We start from the raw sequence: 19616 nt of genomic DNA on the forward strand, positions 1-19616 counted from the left end.
GCTTTCAACGCACCGCCGCCGCCCCTCCACCCCCGCTGCGCGGCGGTCCCCCTCCCCATCGCTACGCGACAGGGAGGATTGGCAAACTACGGCAAAATCCTCCCTGTGCCGAAGGCATGGGGAGGGGGACCGCTCGCGCAGCGAGTGGTGGAGGGGCCATGGCGCAACCCCGCCCCCTAGCGCCCACCCAAAATCAACCGAACCACCCCCGCAACCACCCCATCCACATCCCGCAAAACCTCCGCCGCCGCCACCCGAACCACCACAAACCCCTGCTCCTGCAGCCACGCGTCACGCACCGCATCGCGCTCCGCCCGAGCATCATGCGCCAACCCGTCGACCTCGACGATCGTCTTCGCCTCGGCCGCATAAAAATCCGCCACATAGCGACCCACCGGATGCTGCCGCCGAAACTTCACCCCACCCGGCCGCCCCCGCAACCGCTGCCACAACAGCACCTCCGGCAAAGACATCTCCCGCCGCAGCCCGCGCGCCACCTTCACCGTCGCCTTGGAAGTCTGTCGCCCCATAACGCCCCCCAAAAATCCTCGCCGTGGCGCAGCCATGGGGAGGTGGCAGTCCGCAGGACTGACGGAGGGGCTTTTAACGCACCGCCCCGCCCCTCCACCATCGCCTACGGCGACGGTCCCCCTCCCCATGCCTTCGGCACAGGGAGGATTTGAGTACGCCAATCCTCCCTGTCGCGAAGCGATGGGGAGGTGGCAGCCGCAAAGCGGCTGACGGAGGGGCCACACCCTCAAAGCCCAGCACAAAGCCCCCGCCCCCGCACCACCCTACCTACGCCACAGCGAAAAAATCAAAATCCCCAACCCGCCCCACCCCGGACCAAAATTCCTCCCCGTGGCGAAGCCATGGGGAGGTGGCAGTCCGAAGGACTGACGGAGGGGCAATAACGCACCGCCCCCGCCCCTCCACCATCGCCTCCGGCGACGGTCCCCCTCCCCATCGCTTCGCGACAGGGAGGATCGATCACCCCAATCCGCCCTGTCGCGAAGCGATGGGGAGGGGGACCGCTCGCGCAGCGAGGGGTGGAGGGAACTCGCAAATTGGCACTTGCGGTGCTGTTTCCAGCGCACCAATAAGAATGCATGAGCACATCTGCACACACCGCCGTCAAAGCGTTCATTTCATACTCTTGGTCCTCACCAACCCATGAAAGTTGGGTACTAAATTTGGCCACTAGGCTGCGCGAAGACGGTGTCGATGTCATGCTTGATAAGTGGGATCTAAAGCCGGGTTATGATTCCTATGCATTTATGGAATCGATGGTTTCTGACAGTTCCGTCACAAAGGTAATAATGGTCTGCGATGAGAAATATGTAGAAAAGGCAAACAGTCGATCCGGAGGTGTTGGAACAGAAAGTCAAATTATATCTCCAGAAATATATAAATCTAGTCAGCAAGACAAATATGCCGCAGTAATGACTGATGATGACGCCCAAGGTAATGCCCACATACCAATTTTCTACAAAGGACGAATTTTCTTTGATTTCAGATCTGGCGACAAATTTGAGGACAGTTATGAACAGCTTCTCAGATGGATTGTAGATCGTCCGCAGCATGTGAAACCCAAGCTCGGCAATATTCCCGATGCTCTACTTAGCACGCAGCCCGTTGCCTCTGGAACGAGATCACATGCTCGGCGGGCCGAAAGAGCGATCAAAGACGGTACCAAGCAAGCCCCCCCATTAATCCGGGAATTCGGCGATGCACTCGTCTCCGAACTACGCCAACTCACACCGAATCTCTCAGACGCGGAACCCCTCGACGAAACGATACTTGCATCGATCACCGAGATGCGACCCTATCTACGGGAATTAAATTCAGTTGTCCGTGCTGTGTCACGATACAGTAGAGACCCCGACGCGACGACCGAAGTACTTCGTATACACGAGGGACTTGGGTCACTCATGTATCGCTCTTCGGACATGCTATCCGGGAACCAGCTTCAATTCGATGCGCATAAATACATAGCACACGAAGCATTTCTAACAACCATCGCGATCGCCCTTGAAGACGAGCGATTTGACTTCGCCGAGATCGCGGCGCGATCATCATATTTATTTAGACCAAACGATGGGTCTGATCGCCCATCCACATCTACCTTTACAGAATTTTATCAATATATAACATCCTTCCAGTTCCGAAATGAAAGATTAAATTTGAACCGCATTAGCGTTCACGCTGACATTATCAAGGAGGCCCATCCAGACGACGGTGATCCATCGTTCGAAAATCTAATGCAAGCTGATTTTACTTTATTTCTTCGTAATAAAAATCTCCAAGAGAGTCGCCAGTGGTATCCTGTAACTTTAGTTTATGCATCAAATAGATTTTCTCCATTCAAAATGTTTGCTCGATCCGAGTCCAAATCATTTCTAGAGCGTATTCTTCCTGTGCTAGGTGCAACTAGTGTCGAGGCACTAAAGGCAAAGCTTACAGATATCAGCGGCAGTCGAAACACCACGCAACTATTCGACTACAACGGCATTCCGGTCGCCTATCTCGCAAATGCCGAGCACCTCGCTATTCGGACCTGAAAAACCCCTTTCCTACTTATAACCCATATGGTTCAATGCATCGGCTTCACCTAACCGAAAGGCCGAATCGATGGACGACACCCCGTACGACCCCACCCTCATTTCCGCCCCGCCCAGCTACCACTGGACGCCCCGCCTCCAGCGCGACTTTCTCGAAGCCTTTGCCACCAACGGCTCGGTCAAGATTTCGGCGGCCAAGGTCGGCATGTCGCCGTCCGCGGTCTATCAGCTGAAACAGCGGCCCGAGGGGGCGGCGTTCAAGCTTGGTTGCGCCGCGGCGGTGATGATCGCGCGCGGGCGGCTGGTTGACGAATTGCTCGACCGCGCGATCTGGGGGCATGACGAAACCGCCGAAATCATGCGCGAGGACGGGCGCAGCTTTGCCAAGCGCCGCCGCCTCGACAGCCGCCTTGGCCTCGCGATGCTCGCGCGGCTCGACAAGATGGTCGAAACGCGCGCCCGCGCCGGTGAGGAGATGCTGGCGCAGGTCGTCGCCGGCGACTGGCCGGGCTTCCTGTCGCTGTTCGACACCGCCGCCGCGATCCACGAAGCCGCCGCGACGGGAGGCGACGCAGCCGACGGAGATGCCGACGCCGACCATCGCGCCGCCGCCGCACCCCCCGCGACCGGGCTCGGCGCCGCGCTCGCGCTGTGGCTCGCCGGCCGCGACAACCGCACCAACCCGCTCGCCGCGCTGTGGAAAGACAGCGCGATCGCGAATGAAGTTGCGCAGATTTCCGCCGATCCCGACGAAGCCCCCGAACCCGAACCGACCCCCGAGGAAGAGGCCGCGGCGATGACCGTGTGGTACGACGATGCGGCGGGCGAACTGCGCACCAACTTCCCCCCGCCCGACGGCTTCATCGGCATCGAGGACGGCATTTTCGGCCACGAAGATTATGAACGCACCCTCGACCCCGATGAGCAAATCGCCTGGGAAGCCGCGGTGGCCACCGCCTGCGCCCCCTTGCGCACCGCCGGCGAGGCCGCGCGCCGCGCCTACTTCCGCCTCCCCGCCAACGACGCCGCGCCGGAGGCGAAACGGCACGGGCGAGCGCGGTAGCGTCGCAGGCCGGCGCGTCGTGCAATTTGTCTGAGCCATCTTCCCCGTTCGTGTCGAGCGAAGTCGAGACACGTTTGGGACGCGCCGGCCTTCGGCTCGACACGAACGGAATTGCAGGTTGCCGATTTGGTGAACGACGCTCTAGTCGACGACCCAATAATCGGCCGCCCCACCCGGCTCGCCGCCGCGCCGGCACAGCAGCACGCCGTCCTGCGACAGCTCGGCCCACGCGCCGATCGGCTCGCGCTCGGTGATCGCCAGCGCCGCGTCCAGGTCGGCCGCGGCAAAGGTCACGCGCTTTTCCATCCCGAACCACGCATCCTGATAGCGCAGGACATAGACGGGCAGTGCGGGGTCGGACGGGCTGGGGTCAGATGGTTTGGGGTCGGACGCTTTGGCGTCGGAGCCCTTGGTGTCGGAAGGGCGCGGCAGGCAATCGCAATCGCTGCCGCGGGTCGGACGGTCGTGGGGGAATGGCATGGGAAAGAACCTTCGGTGGGGGGAACGAAGGGGGCGGTGCCCACGGCTGGTCCGGCCGTCACCGCCGCCGCGGCAAGAAATTCGGGTCTGCTTATGGCCTCCTGGCCGCTTTGGCCGGTGCGCCGCCGCGGCCAAAACGACGCGCGGCGGACGGGTAAAATCCAGTCATTCCATTGCCATGGGGTGCCTGCGCCCAGCCGTGCCGTTCGACCGGCGGCGAATTCGAATCGACCAACGACGGGGCCGCCTCGGCTCGTCCGATGGCCGCCGCACTTCGTCGCAACGCGCCGCCGCCTTACAATCTGCCGCCACGCTCCCCATATCGGGGGCATCGCGGCACGCAACGCTTGAGCCGCCGCGGCTGAGAGACCTGCGCGCTCCCGCTTGCCCGCGACAGGAGCCATCGCCCATGACCGCCGACCCCAGCCTCGCCGTACCGACCGCCACCCCCGCTGCCGCGACCCCGACCCCGGCGCAGGCCAAAGCCCGCTCGAACGCCTTCTTCCGCCAGCGCCGCACCCCGCTGCCGCACGACGAGGCGCGGCGCCAGGGCGACATCAGCCAGCTCGCCTTTCTGACCATGGGCGGCCGCGACGCCGCCATCGCCTTCCTCAACAGCGACGACGCCGCGCTCGGCGGCCGCCCGCTCGCGCTCGCGACCGCCAGCGACGCGGGGTTTGCCGCGGTCGCCGCGGCGATCCGCGACCACGCCGTGCTGGCCGCTGCGGCATGAGCCGGGCGATGAACGTCGCGCTCGACGAAGCGCGGGTCACGGAGATTTGCCGCACCGCCAAGGTGGTGATCAGCGCGATCGAGCCGCTGCCCGACGGCGGCACCCGCCTCGTCTGCGTCACCCCCGACGGCGCCGACATCATGCGCGCAAAGCTGAAGAAACATATCATCGCCGGCACCGTGAACCGCCACCGCTTCTACCGCGCGCCGGGTTCGACGAGCGGTTATTGAGGAGACCGGCGCCGGTCAGCCGATCGACAGGAAGCCCGTGACCGTCAGCCGCCCGTCCGCCGGGTCCGCCGACAGCGCCGCGTCGGCCGCGATCGCGCCGCTGTGCAGCGTCCAGCTGCGATACAGCAGCGCCCGGTTGTATCGCGCCGCGACGCGGTGGACGCATGCGAACAACGGCGTGTCGCCCGCGACATAGCCGGCGGGGGGTGGGCCGCCGTGGCGGAGCTCGGTATCGAGGTGGCGAAAGAACAGCTCGCGCCGCTCCTCGGTCACCGTCTCGAACCCGGTGGCGCGGTGGCGGAAGAAGGCGGTGCCGTCGCCGTCGTCGGGCGACAGATAATGGACCAGCGCGATGCGGTCGGCGGCAAAGGCGTCGACGTGCGGCAACCGCTGCGCGACGCTCAGCGCCGCGGCGGGGGTCGCGACGATCGAAAAGCTGGCGTCGACGACCCGCACCGGTCCGCTGCGGCCAAAGGCGGCGGCGGCGACCGCGGCAATCGCCGGCAACTGGTCGGCCAGATAGGAGGGGGGCAGTTCGGCGCGGACGCCGGGATAATGGTTGCGCGCCGCGGTGAAATCGCTCGCCACGGCGGCGCGGCGCAGGGCATCGGGGTCGGCGGCGAAATCGTCGAGGAGGACGAGCGGCTCTGCCTCGGCGCCGATCGTCTCGAACCGCGGCGCCGTCATGGCCCGCACCCCGCGGCGCGGCCGAGCAGGAAGTCGCGCTCGCGCCGGTTGCCGGTCAGCGCCGCCGCCGCCGTGAACTCGGCCCGTGCCTCTTGCCGCCGTCCGGCACGCAGCAGGCAATCGCCGCGCGCCGCCGGCAGCGGGGCATAGGTTTGCAGCGCCGCCGCCTCGCCCAGCGCGTCGAGCAGCGCCAGCCCGGCTTCCGGGCCGAACGCCATGCTGTGCGCCACCGCCCGGTTCAGCGCGACCACCGGCGACGGCATGACCTGCCCCAGCCGGTCGTACAGCGCCGCAATCCGCCGCCAGTCGGTATCCTCGGCGCACGCCGCCCGGGCGTGGCACGCCGCCAGCGCCGCCTGCAGCACATAGGGTCCGTCGCCGCCGCCCAGCGCCTCGGCCCGTCCCAGCGCGGCGAGGCCGCGGCCGATCAGCAAGCGGTCCCAGCGCCCCCGGTTCTGCTCGGTCAGCGGAATGAAAGCGCCGTCGGGCCCGGCCCGCGCCGCCAGCCGCGACGCCTGAATTTCCATCAGCGCCAGCAGCCCCAGCACCTCGGGCTCGGCGGGCATCAGCCCGGCCAGAATGCGCCCCAGCCGCTGCGCCTCGCCGCACAGCGCCGGCCGTACCAGCGCGTCGCCCGCCGTCGCCGCATAGCCTTCGTTGAAGATCAGATAGACCACCGCCAGCACCGACGGCAACCGCGCCGCCAGCTCGGTGCCTCGCGGCACCTCGAACCGCACCCCCGCCGCGGCGATCGCCTTCTTGGCCCGGGTAATCCGCGCCGCCACCGCCGCCTCGTTCGACAAAAAAGCCCGGGCAATCTCCGCGGTCGTCAGGCCGCCGACCAGCCGCAACGTCAGCGCGGCGCGGGCCTCCGGCGACAACACCGGATGGCACGCCGCGAACATCAGCCCCAGCAATTCGTCGCCGAGTTCGTCGTCGATGTGCGCCTCGATCCGCTCGACGCTCCTGTCGCGCTCGTCGTCCTGCTCGCGGAGGATCTCGGCATGTTTGCGGTCCTGCATCGCCGTGCGGCGAAACCCGTCGATCGCCCGCCGCTTCGCCGCCGCCATCAGCCAGGCACCGGGTCGGTCGGGCACCCCCGACCGCGGCCAATCGGCCAGCGCCGCGAGCAGCGCGTCCTGCGCCAGTTCCTCGGCACGGTCGACGTCGCGGGTCAGCCGGGCGAGCCCGGCAATCAGCCGCGCCCGCTCGATCCGGTACACTGCCTCGATCGCCCGGTGGGTGGAGTCCGCCGCCATGCGCCACGGTTATAGACGCATGGCGGAGCGGGCAAGGGGGTCAACGGTTCGCCAGTTTTTCGCCCACGCCGTCGTGGATGGCGGCGGCTTCGGGCGGGATCAAATCGCCGAAATCCTCCATCTCGTAAAATGGGCGGATCTCGATGTCGCTCGGGCCGAACATCGGGTTGGGACAACGCTTCACCCACGCGACGGCCTCGTCCATGTCCTTGACCTCCCAGATCCAGTACCCCGCGACCAGTTCGCGCGCCTCGGCGAAAGGTCCGTCGATCACCGTCCGGCTGGCGCCGTCGAAGTGGACCCGCTTGCCGTGCGACGACGGCTTCAGCCCATCACCCGCCACCAGCACGCCGGCGTTCACCAGCTCCTCGTTGAACTTGCCCATATCCACGAACATCTGGCTCAGATCGTCGGACGGCTGCATGCCCTGCTCGCTGTCCTCGGTCGCCTTCACGAAAACCATCACTCGCATGTCTCGTCTCCTTTTGCGGGGCCCACAGCGGCCTCCTGTCCTGACGACGAACGAGCCCGACCGGAATCGACACCCAGGCGAAAAAATTCTGCGCCCGTTCGCGCTTTATTATCGCGACAGTTTACCGACGCGGCGATTACCTCGCGCATCGGCGCCGCTCGTCCGGCCGCCTCATGCCACCTCGGCCAGCGAATGCGGGGTCGAAAAGCGCTGGCGATATTCGCTCGGCGACAGGCCGGTGATGCGGTGGAACAGCTTGCGGAACGCCGCGGCATCCTCATACCCGACGCTCCACGCGACCTGATCGACGGTCCGCCGGGTGAATTCCAGCAGTTCGCGCGCCTTGCCGACGCGCAGGTGCTGCGAATATTCGACCGGAGTCATCCCCGTCGCACCCTTGAACCGGCGCTGGAAAGTGCGTTCCTCCAGCCCCGCCTCCGCCGCGAGTTCGGCGATGCCGCCGATCCGCCCTTCCTTCGCCTGCAACCAGTGCTGCGCCTTCAATATCGGTTCGTCGCCGTGGGTCAGCCGCGGCGCAAAGCTCGCGTAATTCTTCTGCTCGCGCCCGCCGGGGTCGATCAGGAAAAAGCGCGCCGTTTCCATCATCACCGTTGGCCCCAGCAGCCGCTCGACGATGCGCAGCCCCAAGTCGGTCCACGCCATCAGCCCGCCCGCGGTGATGATGTCGCCGTCGTCGATCACCATCCGGTCCGATTCCAGCCGCACGTCGGGAAATCGCGTGCGGAACGCCTCGGCAAAGAACCAGTGCGTCGTCGCCGGCCGCCCGCTCAGCAAACCCGTCGCGGCAAGCGCAAAGGCGCCGCCGCAGTTCGAGGCGAGCACCGTGCCCTGCGCATGGCGGTCGAGCAGCCAGCGCGCATAGGGCGCGACCTCGTCGGCCTCGAGCAATTTGTGCAGACTGCCCGGCGCGACCAGGACGGTCGGGCTGTTGCCCGCCGCTTCGCCGGGATGGCTGTCATAACACCGCGCAAAGCCGCCGCCTGCCTCCAGCCGCCAGTGGCTGACGCGGATCGGCGGACGGTCGTGCTGCGCCGCGAAGCGCCCCGCAATGTCGAACAGGTCGGTGATCCCGTGGACCATGCCGATCTGGCAGTCGGGATAGAGCATCATCCCGACTTCTGCGAGCGCGCGCGGCGCGGCGGGCGCCTTGATTTTCGGCATATCGGCTCCTTTGTCGGAATCGACCCGCATAATGTCGCTTCCGCCAATCGCGCGCAAGCCCGACCGGGTCCAGATAGGTGACATCGGGACGGACGCTTCCGCCCCCACGGATGAAAGGAACCACGACATGACCACGATCACCACCGAGGACGGCACCCACATCTTCTTCAAGGACTGGGGTCCGCGCGATGGGCAGCCGATCGTCTTTTCGCACGGCTGGCCGCTGTCGGCCGACGCCTGGGACGCGCAGATGGTCTTTTTCGCCAACCAGGGTTTTCGCACCATCGCCCACGACCGCCGCAGCCATGGCCGCTCGGACCAGGTCTGGGACAACAACACTATGGATCAATATGCCGACGACCTTGCCGAATTGATCGAACAGCTGGACCTGCGCAACGTCATCCTCGTCGGCCACTCGACCGGCGGCGGCGAAGTCACCCGCTATGTCGGCCGCCACGGCACCGCCCGCGTCGCCAAGGTCGCGCTGATCGGCGCTGTTCCGCCGCTGATGCTCAAGACTGAAGCCAATCCCGGCGGTCTGCCGCTCGATGTCTTCGACGGCATCCGCAAGGGCACCTTCGACAACCGCCCGCAATTCTTCAAGGATCTCACGATCCCCTTCTACGGCTACAACCGCGATGGCGCGGCGGTCAGCGAAGCGGTGCGCGACGAATTCGTGCGGCAGGGCATGAACGGCGGCCTGAAAGGCCTGCTCGACAGCATCCGCGCCTTTTCGGAAAGCGACTTTCACGCCGACCTCGAAAAATTCGATGTGCCTACCCTCGTCCTCCACGGCGACGACGACCAGATCGTGCCGATCGGCGCCGCGGCGCTGTCGACGGTCAAGATCGTCAAGCAGGCGGTGCTCAAAGTCTATGAAGGCGGCAGCCACGGGCTGACCGTGACCGAACAGGACCGCTTCAACGCCGACCTTCTCGATTTCATCAACAGCTGATATATCGGAGGCGCGGTCCCCAGAAGCCTTAAGGCTGACTGCGCCTCCTCTTTCGAAGGAGTCGTAAGATGACCAAGCAGACCATCCTCATCACCGGCGCATCGGACGGCATCGGCGCCGTCTATGCCGACCGTTTTGCCGGGCGCGGCGCAAACCTGATCCTCGTCGCGCGCCGCGCCGACAAGCTCGAAGCGCTCGCCGCGCGCCTGCGCGCCGACCATGGCGTCGACGTCGCCACCATCGCCGCCGATCTCGCCAACCCCGACGATCTGGCGCGCGTCGAAGCGCGGCTGCGCGACGACGCGGCGATCACCGGCCTCGTCAACAACGCGGGAATCGCGGGCGAGACCAGCTTCGCCGAAGCCGACGCCGCCCACCTCACCGGCATGATCGCCCTGAACATCCTCGCGGTCACCCGGCTTTCGGCGGCGGTTGCACCGCGTTTTGCCGCCAGCGGCGCCGGCGCGATTGTCAACATCACCTCGGTCACGGCGCTGATGCCCGACGGCTTCACCGCGGTCTATCCGGCCAGCAAGGCCTATGTCCTCGCGTTTACCGAGGCGTTGCAGGCCGAACTCGGCGCCAGGGGCGTCCGCGTCCAGGCGGTGCTGCCGGGCATCACCCGCACCCCGATCTGGGACGCGGCGCAGCTCGCCGGCATCCCCGCGGCGATGGTGATGGAGGTGACCGACATGGTCGACGCGGCGCTCGCCGGTTTCGATGCGGGCGAGGTCGTCACCATCCCCGCGCTCCCCGACATGGCCGCCTATGACGCCTATGTCGCTGCCCGCGCGGCGCTCCGTCCCAACCTCTCGCTGGCGCGCCCCGCGCCGCGCTATCTTTAAGGAGCCGTGCCATGATCCTCGGTCTGACCATCGCGCAATTCACCGCGCTCCACGTCGCGATCAGCCTGGTCGCCATCGGCGCCGGCCTGATCGCCCTTCCCGCCTTCGCGCGCGGCCGCATCCTGCCGCGCACCACCGGCATCTTCTTGTGGACGACGCTGCTGACCAGCATGACCGGCTTTCTGTTCCCGATCGTCGCCTTCACCCCGGCGCTCGGCTTCGGGATCCTCTCGACGCTGATCCTCGTCGCGACCTTCTGGGCGTGGTATCGCCGCAAGCTCGCCGGCCGCGCCGCCGCGGTCTATGCGGTCACCGCCACCCTCGCGCTCTATCTCAACCTGTTCGTGCTGGTGGTGCAGTCGTTCCTGAAGGTGCCGGCGCTCAACGCCCTCGCGCCGACGGGCAGCGAACCGCCCTTCGCCGCCGCGCAAGCCGCGCTGCTGATCGCCATGCTTGCGCTCGGTTTCCTGTCGCTAAGGTCGAGCCGCCGACGCGCCGCTGCATAACAAGGTCGGCCACCGATCGGAGCCGCGTCAAACCGTCAGCGGCAGCGTGATCACCGCGTCGAGCCCGCCCCCCGGCCGGTTGGCCAGGGTCAGCGCCCCGCCCTCGCCTTCGGCGATCTCTCGCGCGATCGAAAGGCCCAGGCCGGCGCCGCCGGTCGCGCGGTTGCGCGATTCCTCGCCGCGCGCAAAAGGTTCGACCAGCGTTCGGATCTGCTCGGCGGTCAGTCCCGGACCATCGTCCGAAACAACGATCCGCGCCATCCCGCCGTCTGCCGCGATCGAGATGCGCGCCCGCGTGCCATAGGCGACCGCATTGTCGACCAGGTTGCGCAGCGCGCGGCGCAGCAGCATCGGACGCACCTTCGTCGCCGCGGCAACCGTGGCACCGGGACTGACGTCCTTGCCGCGTTCGCGGTAATCGGCGGCGATTTCCGTCGCGAGCGCGGCAAGGTCGACGCGCTCGGCCGTCTCGGTCCCGGCGCCCGAGCGTGCCAGCGCCAATATGTCGGTCAGCATCGCGGTCATCTCTTCGATCGAGGCGATCATCTTGTCGCGCAGCCGCTCGTCGTCGACCTGCTCGACGCGCACCCGCAGGCTGGCGAGCGGCGTGCGCAGGTCGTGGCCGACCGCCCCCAGCATCCGGTCCTTGTCCGACAGCATCGTCGCGATCCGCGCGCGATAGGCGTTGAAGGCGCCGATCAGCTCGCGCACATCGGATGGCCCTTCCTCGTCGAGCGGCGTCGCATCGCGCAGCGCCGGGCTGGCCCGCGCGGCGCGCGTCAGGTCGCGCAGCGGCCCCGCGGCGCGCAAGGCGATCACGATGATCGGAACCAGCAACACCACATAAAGCGACAGCGTCTGCCACAGCAGAAACCCCTGCAATCGCTCGCCGCCGGTGGCGACCCGGCTGCGCACCGCATAAAAACGCCCGTCGACCTCGGCGACGACGACGACCGTCCGTCCGGGCAGCGACGTGCGCCCGAGCCGTGGGCGCTGCGGCAAGGCCCAGGCGCGCACCGCAACCGGATGAATGTCGGCTTCGTTCAGCAACGACGACACATAATCGGCCAGGTCGGGCGTCGCGACCGCGCGCGGCGGCAAGTTGGGCGGCGTATCGCTGATCGCCACCTTGGGCACCCGGCGATATTCGCGCGGACCGTCGCGCGGCGGCGCCGGCTCGGTAAAGCTGCGCTCCTGCCGGTCGAGCGCGTCGATGATCCGCGCCACCGCCATGCCGCCACCATGCGCGAGCGATTGTTGCTTCTGGCCCCGCGCCAGCAGCGCGAAATTGATCGCCTGCGCCACGAACAACGTCACCGCGACCGCAAAGACGAGCTGGCCGATCAGGCTGCGGGGCCACAGGCGAAGCGTCACGCCGCCGGGCCCATCCGCTTGACCTCGCAGGCGAGCGTATAGCCGCCGCCCCACACGGTCTTGACCAGTTGCGGGTGCGCCGGATCGTCCTCGATCTTCTTGCGCAGCCGGCTGATCAGATTGTCGATCGCACGGTCGAAGATGTCGGCCTCGCGCCCACGCACCAGATCGAGCAACCGGTCGCGGCTCATCACCTGGCGCGGATGGCGGACCAGCGCGTGGAGCAGATGATATTCGCCCGACGACAGCGCCACTTCCTGCCCCGCGCCGTCGACCAGCACCCGCTCGACCTCGCGCAGCACCCATGGCCCGAAGGCATAGCTGGTCCCGCCGGGATCGAGCGCGCGCCCGCCCGCCTGCGTCCGGCGCAGCACGGTGCGGATGCGCGCGACCAGTTCGCGCGGGTTGAACGGCTTGACGACATAATCGTCGGCACCGATTTCCAGCCCGATGATCCGCTCGGTATCTTCGGCCCGCGCGGTCAGCAGGATGACGGGGATGCTGCTCGTCTCGCGCAGGTGACGGGTCAGCGACAGCCCGTCCTCGCCGGGCATCATGATGTCGCTGACCACCAGATCGACGCTTTGCGCGCGCAGCACCGACCGCGCCTCGGCGGCGCTCGCCGCCGCGGTCACCGCAAAGCCCTGCGCTTCCAGATATTCGGACAGCGGTTCGCGGATCGACGGTTCGTCGTCGATCAGCAGGACGCGCGGCAGGTCGCTATCGGTCATCGATCGTCCATTCGGAGTGCCAAGGTCGTAACTAGTTCGCCCACCGATCCCGAAGGATCGATGGGCGATAGCTGGCAGGGACCGGCCGCAAAGGCAATGCCGGGAGGGGGGATAGCCTTGCCTTTCACGGCGCGGCCCCTGCCAAATGGGTTATTCGGCGGCGGGAGCGGCCGGGGCGGCGCCGCGCTTGGCGCGCTGGGCCTGCCACTGCGCCTGACGTTCCTCGGCGGTGACCTGCCCGTCCTTGTTCGCGTCGGCGCGGTCGAAGCGCGCCAGCGCGGCGGTCTGGAACTCGGCCTGGCTGATCGCCTTGTCGCCGTTGGTGTCGGCCTTCATCATCATGCCGCCATGCATCGCACCGCGTTTGCCATGCTTGCCGCGCATCGCGTGGCGCTTGCCTTGGCCGGCTTCACCGGCGGCAGCGCGCTTTTCACCACGTTCGGCCCGCTTGGCGGCCCGATCGGCGCCATGCTGGTCCCATTCGGCGCGGCTGATGCTGCCGTCACTGTTGGCGTCGAGCTTGGCGAACCGCTTTTCCTGCCTGTCGGCGCGCTTAGCGGCGCGGTCGGTGGTGTCGACCTTGCCGTCGCCATTGGCGTCCATTTTGGCAAAACGCTGCGTCGCCGCAGCCTGCGCCTCGGCGCGGGTCAGCACGCCATTGCCGTCGGCGTCGCCCATATTGCGGCCGCCGGGGGCGGCCAGCGCCGGCACCGCGATCAGCGCCGCGCCCAGTGTCAAAAGAGTGATCTTCTTCACGTCACGAACTCCTTCATGGAGGACCGAAGGACGGTCCCGATGAAGCGGTTCTAGACACGACTTGTCCCACAGCGATGCCGCCTGGGCGCCAATTTGTCGCATAATGTCGCAAAATGGCGGCGCCGTTCATGCCGACGCAAGTCGGCGCGGATTGGAGGGCGGCTTGGAGCGGGTAGCGGGAATCGAACCCGCCTAGCTAGCTTGGAAGGCTAGAGCATTACCACTATGCTATACCCGCATCGCCAAGGTCGGCGGCGATTGCCATTTCGCGCGGCGCGCGTCAAGCGCGCCATTGAGAACATTAGGGCAACATGCTACGGCAACCGCGTGGATGAGCGCGACCGACAGGCAGCAGAGATGGCGGACGCCCCGGCCCGCAAGATCATCCATGTCGACATGGATGCCTTTTACGCGTCGGTCGAACAGCGCGACGACCCCGCACTGCGCGGCCAGCCCGTTGCGGTCGGCGGCTCCTCGCGGCGAGGCGTCGTCGCGGCGGCCAGTTACGAGGCGCGCAAGTTCGGGGTCCGCTCGGCGATGCCCAGCATCACCGCCAAACGCCAATGCCCTGCCCTTATTTTCGTGCCGCCGCGCTTCGACGCCTATCGCGAAGTATCGCAGCAGATCCGCGCGATTTTCCACGATTACGCCGACGAGGTCGAGCCGCTGTCGCTCGACGAAGCCTATCTCGACGTCAGCGCCGACAAGGCGGGGCTGGGCAGCGCGACCGCAACCGCGAAACTGATCCGCCGCCGCATCCGCGAAGAGACCGCCCTCACCGCCTCGGCAGGAGTGTCCTACAACAAGTTCATCGCCAAGCTGGCGTCGGACCAGAACAAGCCCGACGGGTTGACGGTGATACCGCCCGGCCAGGGCGCCGCGTTCGTCCAGACGCTCTCGATCCGCCGCTTCCACGGTATCGGCCCGGTCACCGCGGCCAAGATGGAAGGGCTCGGCGTGTTTTCGGGCGCCGACCTTGCCGGCAAGGACCCGCTGTGGCTCGCGACGCATTTCGGCAACAGCGCCGAATGGCTGTTCAACCTCGCACGCGGCATCGACCATCGCCGCGTCAAATCGCACCGGCCGCTGAAATCGCTCGGCGGCGAGCGGACCTTTTTCAACGATTTGATCAGCGACACCGAAATCCGCGAGGCGCTCGCGCACGTCTGCACCGTGGTGTGGGACCGCGCCGCCAAAAAAGGCGCGCGCGGGCGGACGGTGACGCTGAAGCTGCGCTACGCCGATTTCCGGACGATTACGCGGGCGAAATCGGTGGCGGCGCCGATCCTCGACGGCGCTTCGCTGCTGGCGGCGGGCGAAGCGATCCTGGCGCCGCTGCTCCCGACCGAACAGGGGATCCGGTTGCTGGGACTGACGCTGAGCAAGTTCGAGGGCGAAGAGGACGAGGCGGATAGTGCGGACGTGGATGCGCCTGCCGACCTGCTGAGCCTCATCTGAATTGGTTCGCACAAAACCACAAAGCCACAAAGAATCTCGAAACCCGTTCGCCCTGAGCCTGTCGAAGGGCCGTTCTTTATTCGATGTCGCTGGAAGGACAGTGCTTCGACAAGCTCAGCACGAACGGGGTCGGGATAGCCTCTTTGTGGCTTCGTGGCTTTGTGCGAGCAAATTACTCCGCCAAAGCCCCCAACCGCCGCTCCTTGGTCGCCGTAAAGCGGATATCCGGATTGCGCTGGGTGATATAGCCGACTTCCCAGCCGTCCTTCGCCATGAACACCGGCGCGCCGTCGCGGTCGGTGGCGCTGGCGCCGCGGTGCTCGGACTGGAACGCTTTCAGCTTCGCCGGGTCGTCGCTGGCGATCCAGCGCGCGGTTTCCCACGGCGACTGCTCCAGCTTCGCCTCGACCTTATATTCGGCATCGAGCCGGCTGATCAGCACCTCGAGCTGCAATTGCCCGACCACCCCGACGATCATGTTCGCGCCGATTTCGGGATAAAAGACCTGGATGATCCCCTCCTCGGCCATGTCGTCGAGCGCCTTGCGCAGCTTCTTGGTCTGCGTCGGATCGACCAGCGCGACCCGGCGCAGCAATTCGGGGGCGAAGTTCGGCAGCCCGGTGATCGTGATGTCGGTGCGTTCGGACAGCGTGTCGCCGACGCGCAGCGTGCCGTGGTTCGGAATGCCGATGATGTCGCCGGGAAAGGCTTCCTCGGCCATCTCGCGGTCCTGCGCCAGGAACAGCATCGGGCGGCTGATCGCGATCGCCTTGCCCGTGCCGCCCTGCATCAGCCGCATGCCGCGCTCGAATTTGCCCGAACACAGCCGCATGAAGGCGATGCGGTCGCGGTGCGCGGGGTTCATGTTCGCCTGCACCTTGAACACGAAGCCGGTGACGGCATCGTCGGTCGGATCGACCGGCGCCGGCTCGGCCGGCTGCGGCTGCGGACCCGGCGCATGGTTCGCGAGCGCCGCCAGCAAATCGACGACCCCGAACTCCTTCAGCGCCGATCCGAAATACACCGGGGTCAGGTCGCCAGCCTGATACGCAGCGGCGTCGAAATCGGCGTAGCACGCCGACGCCAGCTCGGTTTCTTCCTTGAGGTGCGCGAGCGCATCGGCGCTGATCTCGGCCGCCAGCGCCGGGTCGCCCAGCCCCGCCACCTTGGCGCGGTGCCCCTCATACATCCGCGACGCATCGCCGCCGGGCTTCATGATCGCCGGATCGACCAGATCGTAGATCCCCTCGAACTGCCCGCCCATCCCCGCGGGCCAGTTCATCGGGCAGACGTCGAGCGCCAGCCGGTCGGCGACCTCGTCGAGCAATTCGAACGGCGGCAAGCCTTCGCGATCGACCTTGTTGATGAAGGTGATGATCGGCACCGAACGCAACCGGCACACCTCGAACAGCTTCAGCGTCTGCGGCTCGATGCCCTTCGCGGCGTCGATCACCATCACCGCGCTGTCGACCGCGGTCAGGGTGCGATAGGTATCCTCGCTGAAATCCTCGTGCCCCGGCGTGTCGAGCAGGTTGAACACCAGCCCGGCATGTTCGAAGGTCATCACCGACGAGGTCACCGAAATCCCGCGCTGCTGTTCGATCTTCATCCAGTCGGACCGCGCCCGCCGCGCAGCCCCGCGTGCCTTCACTTCGCCCGCGATATGGATCGCGCCGCCGGCGACGAGCAATTTTTCGGTCAGCGTCGTCTTGCCCGCGTCGGGGTGCGAAATAATGGCAAAGGTGCGGCGGTCGGGGTGCGGAGCGATCATGGCGCGCGCCTAGCAGCGGAAGAGGTCGGCGTGAAGGGGCTGGCGCTGCGCTGCCGTCCGGCGCAAAGATTGCCGTCATGCGAACCATCCTCCTCGCCGCCGCGCTCATCGCCTCCCCCACGCTCGCGCAAGAGTCGCCGTTCGTCGGCGAATACAGCCTTGCCGAAGGCCCCGACGTCGGCGGCGGCCTGCTGATCCGCAGCGACGGCCGCTTTCAATATGCCCTCGCCGCGGGCGCGCTCGACGAACGCGCCGAGGGTCGCTGGGAAGCGCGCGGCGATATGGTCTGCCTCACCACCGATCTCAAACCCGTGCCGCCCGCGATGGAGAAAGGACCCCCGATCGAGATCGAGGGTCGCGTCCCGACGATCCTCGTCACCTGGCCGAACGGCAGGGGGATTCCGGGGGTCGACTTCGTCATCGGCTTCGATCGCGGCGATCCCGCCGAAGGCTACACCCAGGTCGATGGCTGGACGATGCCAGACGGCGACCGCCGCATCCCGCGCTGGGTCGAATTGCGCGAACCGATCTACGCCATCACCGCCCCGCGCTTCGATCTCGCCGCGACCGACGACGGCAAACTGCGCGCGATCATCGTCCCTAACGGCATCGGCGTGGTCGATTTCGACGGCGCCTGCGCCGAACCGACCGACCGCGGCCTGACGCTGCACCGCTCCGAAGGCGACATGCGGTTCGTGCGGCTGGACGCGGAATAGCCGCCGCTTTTGGGGTGGGGAGTGGATATCCCCTAAACCCCTCCTCTTCAGAGGAGGGGCAGTGAGACTTGGTCCGGCGCAGCCGGGCCTTTAGTCGACCGGGGTGGTGGCCGAAAGCCCACGCCCAGCCTCGATCACCACCCCGCTGCGACTAACGAACAAGTTCGTAAGTCTCGCAACCCCTCCTCTGAAGAGGAGGGGTTGGTCAGCTCTCAATGTCCGCAACTGGTCGTCAGCAGTCACCCGCTCCCTCACCATCTCCCCTTGCACCCGCCCGTCAAATGAGTCACAACCTTACGTGAACGTAAAGGTAAAGCGCCTGCGAGAGGATCCTTCCCCATGACCGACATTCCCACCTTCGACACGATCAAGCTCGACGTCGCCGACCATGTCGCGACGATCACCCTCAACCGCCCCGACCGGCTCAATTCGATGCCGCCCGCGATGGCCGACGATATTCGCGGCGCGCTCGACTATCTGCCGCTGCTCGGCGCGCGGGCGCTGCTGATCACCGGCGAGGGGCGCGGTTTCTGTTCGGGGGCGGATCTCGGCGGCGATCGCACCGCGTCGGCGGTCGGCGGCGGCGCGAACAGCCGCAAGGCATTGCGCAACCATTACAACCCGATGCTCCTCGCGCTCGCCAACCTCGACATCCCCGTCGTCACCGCGGTCAACGGTCCCGCCGCCGGGGTCGGGTGCAGCTTTGCGCTGTCGGGCGATTTCACCATCGCGGGCAAGAGCGCCTATTTCCTCCAGGCCTTCGTCAACATCGGGCTGGTCCCCGACGGCGGTTCGTCATGGCTGCTGCCGCGCCTGATCGGGCTGCCGCGCGCGACGCAGATGATGATGCTGGGCGAAAAGATCGGCGGCGAACAGGCGGCCGAATGGGGCATGGTCTATAAATGCGTCGACGACGCCGACCTGATGACCGAAGCCCGCGCGCTGGCGACGCGGCTGGCGAACGGCCCGACGGTGTCGCTGGGCACGATGCGCAAAGTCCTGCGCGACGGCCTGTCGCAGAGCTTCGCCGACACCCTTGACGCCGAGGCCAAGGGCCAGTTCATCGCCGCGGGCAGCGCCGATGCGGCGGAAGGCATCATGGCGTTCGTCGAGAAGCGCAAGACGGCGTTCACCGGTAAATAAGTATCGGCGTCATCCCAGCGAAAGCTGGGATCGCTGGCGTTCGGGCAAGCCGCTAGCGGCCCCAGCTTTCGCTGGGGCGACATTCGCGATTACGCCGCCTCCTCGACCATCGCCTTTTTATAGATGCTGTTCTTCGGATAGCCGCAAACCCGCATCACCATCGGCTCGAAAAATTCCAGCGGCTCGCTGGCATAATCGGGGTCGAACGCCGGCGCGTCATATTTTTCGCAGAATTCGGCGCACGCGGCATAATGCGGGCTGCCCTTGAACTGGTCGCGCATGTCGCGGTCGAGGCCGAGATAGTGGAAGAAATAATGGCCCTGGAAAATCCCGTGGTGCTGGACGATCCACAGATTTTCTTCGGACAGGAAGGGTTTCAGGATCGCCGCCGCGACGTCGGGGTGGTTGAACGCGCCCAGTGTGTCGCCGATGTCGTGGAGCAGCGCCATCACGACATATTCCTCGTCGCGGCCGTCGCGGTGCGCCCGCGTCGCGGTCTGCAGGCAATGCTCGAGCCGGTCGACCGGAAAGCCGCCATAATCGCCGCCGAGCAGCTTCAGATGGTCGAGGATGCGCTTGCCGTTCTGCGGCGCGAACTCCTTCTGCTCGCGCGCGATGATGTCCCAGTCCTGCTGCGTCCCGTCGATCATCGAACGGAAAGATGCGTGATCGTGCGTCATGTCGGTCATGGCCG

Annotated in this window: 20 protein-coding genes, 1 tRNA gene and 1 pseudogene; 10 read left to right on the forward strand and 12 right to left on the reverse strand. The window is 66.4% G+C overall.

Annotated elements, in window-relative coordinates; translation table 11 throughout:
* Positions 1–176: 176 nt before the first annotated feature.
* The gene (locus tag HEQ22_RS09595) at positions 177–530 is read right to left on the reverse strand and encodes an endonuclease domain-containing protein (protein WP_432767681.1); all 354 of its coding nucleotides are present in this window, start codon (positions 528–530) and stop codon (positions 177–179) included.
* 579 nt (positions 531–1109) lie between these two features.
* Between HEQ22_RS09595 and HEQ22_RS09600 the strand changes: the two genes are divergently transcribed.
* Complete coding sequence (locus HEQ22_RS09600) at positions 1110–2561, forward strand: TIR domain-containing protein (protein WP_432767682.1); 1452 nt, start codon at positions 1110–1112, stop codon at positions 2559–2561.
* Between the two features lie 70 nt (positions 2562–2631).
* Positions 2632–3624 (forward strand): hypothetical protein, encoded by a 993-nt coding sequence (locus tag HEQ22_RS09605; RefSeq protein ID WP_432767683.1) that lies wholly within the window; start codon positions 2632–2634, stop codon positions 3622–3624.
* Positions 3625–3765: 141 nt separating this feature from the next.
* On the opposite strand, the gene HEQ22_RS09610 is transcribed toward HEQ22_RS09605, so the two are convergent.
* Positions 3766–4104, reverse strand: a complete 339-nt coding sequence (locus HEQ22_RS09610; RefSeq protein WP_432767684.1) for a hypothetical protein — start codon at positions 4102–4104, stop codon at positions 3766–3768.
* A gap of 409 nt (positions 4105–4513) precedes the next feature.
* On the opposite strand from HEQ22_RS09610, the gene HEQ22_RS09615 reads away from it, so the two are divergent.
* The gene (locus tag HEQ22_RS09615) at positions 4514–4837 is read left to right on the forward strand and encodes a hypothetical protein (RefSeq protein WP_432767685.1); all 324 of its coding nucleotides are present in this window, start codon (positions 4514–4516) and stop codon (positions 4835–4837) included.
* Entirely contained in the window at positions 4834–5067 is a 234-nt protein-coding gene (locus tag HEQ22_RS09620; protein ID WP_432767686.1) for a hypothetical protein, read from the forward strand. Before HEQ22_RS09615 ends, HEQ22_RS09620 begins: the two co-directional genes overlap by 4 nt.
* 15 nt (positions 5068–5082) lie before the next feature.
* Here HEQ22_RS09620 and HEQ22_RS09625 read toward each other — a convergent pair whose 3' ends face one another.
* The 4 genes and pseudogenes from HEQ22_RS09625 to HEQ22_RS09640 all read right to left on the reverse strand — a co-directional run bounded on the left by HEQ22_RS09625 (position 5083) and on the right by HEQ22_RS09640 (position 8667).
* A complete protein-coding gene (locus tag HEQ22_RS09625) occupies positions 5083–5754 on the reverse strand; it encodes a DUF6445 family protein (RefSeq protein ID WP_432767687.1) in 672 nt (223 codons plus the stop codon).
* The gene (locus HEQ22_RS09630) at positions 5751–7013 is read right to left on the reverse strand and encodes an RNA polymerase sigma factor (RefSeq protein WP_432767688.1); all 1263 of its coding nucleotides are present in this window, start codon (positions 7011–7013) and stop codon (positions 5751–5753) included. The genes HEQ22_RS09625 and HEQ22_RS09630 overlap by 4 nt, the downstream gene beginning before the upstream one ends.
* Before the next feature lie 121 nt (positions 7014–7134).
* Positions 7135–7485, reverse strand: a pseudogene (locus HEQ22_RS09635) (YciI family protein); the annotation flags it as partial.
* A 171-nt stretch (positions 7486–7656) separates the two neighbouring features.
* On the reverse strand, positions 7657–8667 hold the full coding sequence (locus HEQ22_RS09640) for a GlxA family transcriptional regulator (protein WP_432767689.1): 1011 nt from the start codon (positions 8665–8667) through the stop codon (positions 7657–7659).
* A 127-nt stretch (positions 8668–8794) separates the two neighbouring features.
* Between HEQ22_RS09640 and HEQ22_RS09645 the strand changes: the two genes are divergently transcribed.
* From HEQ22_RS09645 to HEQ22_RS09655, 3 genes are all read left to right on the forward strand, one after another.
* Positions 8795–9622 (forward strand): alpha/beta fold hydrolase, encoded by an 828-nt coding sequence (locus HEQ22_RS09645; protein WP_432767690.1) that lies wholly within the window; start codon positions 8795–8797, stop codon positions 9620–9622.
* 68 nt (positions 9623–9690) lie between these two features.
* Complete coding sequence (locus tag HEQ22_RS09650) at positions 9691–10467, forward strand: SDR family NAD(P)-dependent oxidoreductase (protein WP_432767691.1); 777 nt, start codon at positions 9691–9693, stop codon at positions 10465–10467.
* 11 nt (positions 10468–10478) lie between these two features.
* Complete coding sequence (locus tag HEQ22_RS09655) at positions 10479–10973, forward strand: hypothetical protein (RefSeq protein ID WP_432767692.1); 495 nt, start codon at positions 10479–10481, stop codon at positions 10971–10973.
* Positions 10974–11000: 27 nt separating this feature from the next.
* Here the strand turns inward: HEQ22_RS09655 and HEQ22_RS09660 are convergent, their stop codons facing one another.
* From HEQ22_RS09660 to HEQ22_RS09675, 4 genes are all read right to left on the reverse strand, one after another.
* Positions 11001–12347 carry a sensor histidine kinase gene (locus tag HEQ22_RS09660; RefSeq protein ID WP_432767693.1) on the reverse strand — a complete coding sequence of 449 codons (1347 nt, stop codon included), beginning with the start codon at positions 12345–12347 and terminating at the stop codon, positions 11001–11003.
* Entirely contained in the window at positions 12344–13078 is a 735-nt protein-coding gene (locus HEQ22_RS09665; RefSeq protein WP_432767694.1) for a response regulator, read from the reverse strand. The genes HEQ22_RS09660 and HEQ22_RS09665 overlap by 4 nt, the downstream gene beginning before the upstream one ends.
* A 150-nt stretch (positions 13079–13228) precedes the next feature.
* Positions 13229–13834 (reverse strand): EF-hand domain-containing protein, encoded by a 606-nt coding sequence (locus tag HEQ22_RS09670; protein WP_432767695.1) that lies wholly within the window; start codon positions 13832–13834, stop codon positions 13229–13231.
* Positions 13835–13998: 164 nt separating this feature from the next.
* Positions 13999–14072 (reverse strand) — tRNA-Gly (locus tag HEQ22_RS09675).
* 119 nt (positions 14073–14191) lie between these two features.
* On the opposite strand from HEQ22_RS09675, the gene dinB reads away from it, so the two are divergent.
* Positions 14192–15292, forward strand: a complete 1101-nt coding sequence (gene dinB, locus HEQ22_RS09680; protein WP_432767696.1) for a DNA polymerase IV — start codon at positions 14192–14194, stop codon at positions 15290–15292.
* A gap of 172 nt (positions 15293–15464) precedes the next feature.
* On the opposite strand, the gene HEQ22_RS09685 is transcribed toward dinB, so the two are convergent.
* Positions 15465–17063 carry a peptide chain release factor 3 gene (locus HEQ22_RS09685; RefSeq protein ID WP_432767697.1) on the reverse strand — a complete coding sequence of 533 codons (1599 nt, stop codon included), beginning with the start codon at positions 17061–17063 and terminating at the stop codon, positions 15465–15467.
* Between the two features lie 77 nt (positions 17064–17140).
* On the opposite strand from HEQ22_RS09685, the gene HEQ22_RS09690 reads away from it, so the two are divergent.
* Entirely contained in the window at positions 17141–17779 is a 639-nt protein-coding gene (locus HEQ22_RS09690) for a hypothetical protein (protein WP_432767698.1), read from the forward strand.
* 339 nt (positions 17780–18118) lie between these two features.
* The gene (locus HEQ22_RS09695) at positions 18119–18922 is read left to right on the forward strand and encodes an enoyl-CoA hydratase-related protein (protein ID WP_432767699.1); all 804 of its coding nucleotides are present in this window, start codon (positions 18119–18121) and stop codon (positions 18920–18922) included.
* Between the two features lie 89 nt (positions 18923–19011).
* Here the strand turns inward: HEQ22_RS09695 and HEQ22_RS09700 are convergent, their stop codons facing one another.
* Positions 19012–19611, reverse strand: coding sequence for an HD domain-containing protein (locus tag HEQ22_RS09700; protein ID WP_432767700.1), 600 nt, complete (start codon positions 19609–19611; stop codon positions 19012–19014).
* Between the last annotated feature and the right edge of the window lie 5 nt (positions 19612–19616).

Origin of the sequence: Sphingopyxis sp. (genome assembly GCF_050916055.1) — a bacterium.
GTDB lineage: Bacteria > Pseudomonadota > Alphaproteobacteria > Sphingomonadales > Sphingomonadaceae > Sphingopyxis.

What these genes read in the sequence shown, in the direction of transcription:
- HEQ22_RS09605 (WP_432767683.1), top strand. Translation starts at nt 2,632, where the DNA reads ATGGACGACACCCCGTACGACCCCACCCTCATTTCCGCCCCGCCCAGC.
- HEQ22_RS09620 (WP_432767686.1), top strand. Translation starts at nt 4,834, where the DNA reads ATGAGCCGGGCGATGAACGTCGCGCTCGACGAAGCGCGGGTCACGGAG.
- HEQ22_RS09685 (WP_432767697.1), bottom strand. Translation starts at nt 17,063, where the DNA reads ATGATCGCTCCGCACCCCGACCGCCGCACCTTTGCCATTATTTCGCAC.
- dinB (WP_432767696.1), top strand. Translation starts at nt 14,192, where the DNA reads ATGGCGGACGCCCCGGCCCGCAAGATCATCCATGTCGACATGGATGCC.
- HEQ22_RS09650 (WP_432767691.1), top strand. Translation starts at nt 9,691, where the DNA reads ATGACCAAGCAGACCATCCTCATCACCGGCGCATCGGACGGCATCGGC.
- HEQ22_RS09695 (WP_432767699.1), top strand. Translation starts at nt 18,119, where the DNA reads ATGACCGACATTCCCACCTTCGACACGATCAAGCTCGACGTCGCCGAC.
- HEQ22_RS09595 (WP_432767681.1), bottom strand. Translation starts at nt 530, where the DNA reads ATGGGGCGACAGACTTCCAAGGCGACGGTGAAGGTGGCGCGCGGGCTG.
- HEQ22_RS09665 (WP_432767694.1), bottom strand. Translation starts at nt 13,078, where the DNA reads ATGACCGATAGCGACCTGCCGCGCGTCCTGCTGATCGACGACGAACCG.
- HEQ22_RS09640 (WP_432767689.1), bottom strand. Translation starts at nt 8,667, where the DNA reads ATGCCGAAAATCAAGGCGCCCGCCGCGCCGCGCGCGCTCGCAGAAGTC.
- HEQ22_RS09625 (WP_432767687.1), bottom strand. Translation starts at nt 5,754, where the DNA reads ATGACGGCGCCGCGGTTCGAGACGATCGGCGCCGAGGCAGAGCCGCTC.
- HEQ22_RS09600 (WP_432767682.1), top strand. Translation starts at nt 1,110, where the DNA reads ATGAGCACATCTGCACACACCGCCGTCAAAGCGTTCATTTCATACTCT.
- HEQ22_RS09610 (WP_432767684.1), bottom strand. Translation starts at nt 4,104, where the DNA reads ATGCCATTCCCCCACGACCGTCCGACCCGCGGCAGCGATTGCGATTGC.
- HEQ22_RS09645 (WP_432767690.1), top strand. Translation starts at nt 8,795, where the DNA reads ATGACCACGATCACCACCGAGGACGGCACCCACATCTTCTTCAAGGAC.
- HEQ22_RS09630 (WP_432767688.1), bottom strand. Translation starts at nt 7,013, where the DNA reads ATGGCGGCGGACTCCACCCACCGGGCGATCGAGGCAGTGTACCGGATC.
- HEQ22_RS09615 (WP_432767685.1), top strand. Translation starts at nt 4,514, where the DNA reads ATGACCGCCGACCCCAGCCTCGCCGTACCGACCGCCACCCCCGCTGCC.
- HEQ22_RS09700 (WP_432767700.1), bottom strand. Translation starts at nt 19,611, where the DNA reads ATGACCGACATGACGCACGATCACGCATCTTTCCGTTCGATGATCGAC.
- HEQ22_RS09690 (WP_432767698.1), top strand. Translation starts at nt 17,141, where the DNA reads ATGCGAACCATCCTCCTCGCCGCCGCGCTCATCGCCTCCCCCACGCTC.
- HEQ22_RS09655 (WP_432767692.1), top strand. Translation starts at nt 10,479, where the DNA reads ATGATCCTCGGTCTGACCATCGCGCAATTCACCGCGCTCCACGTCGCG.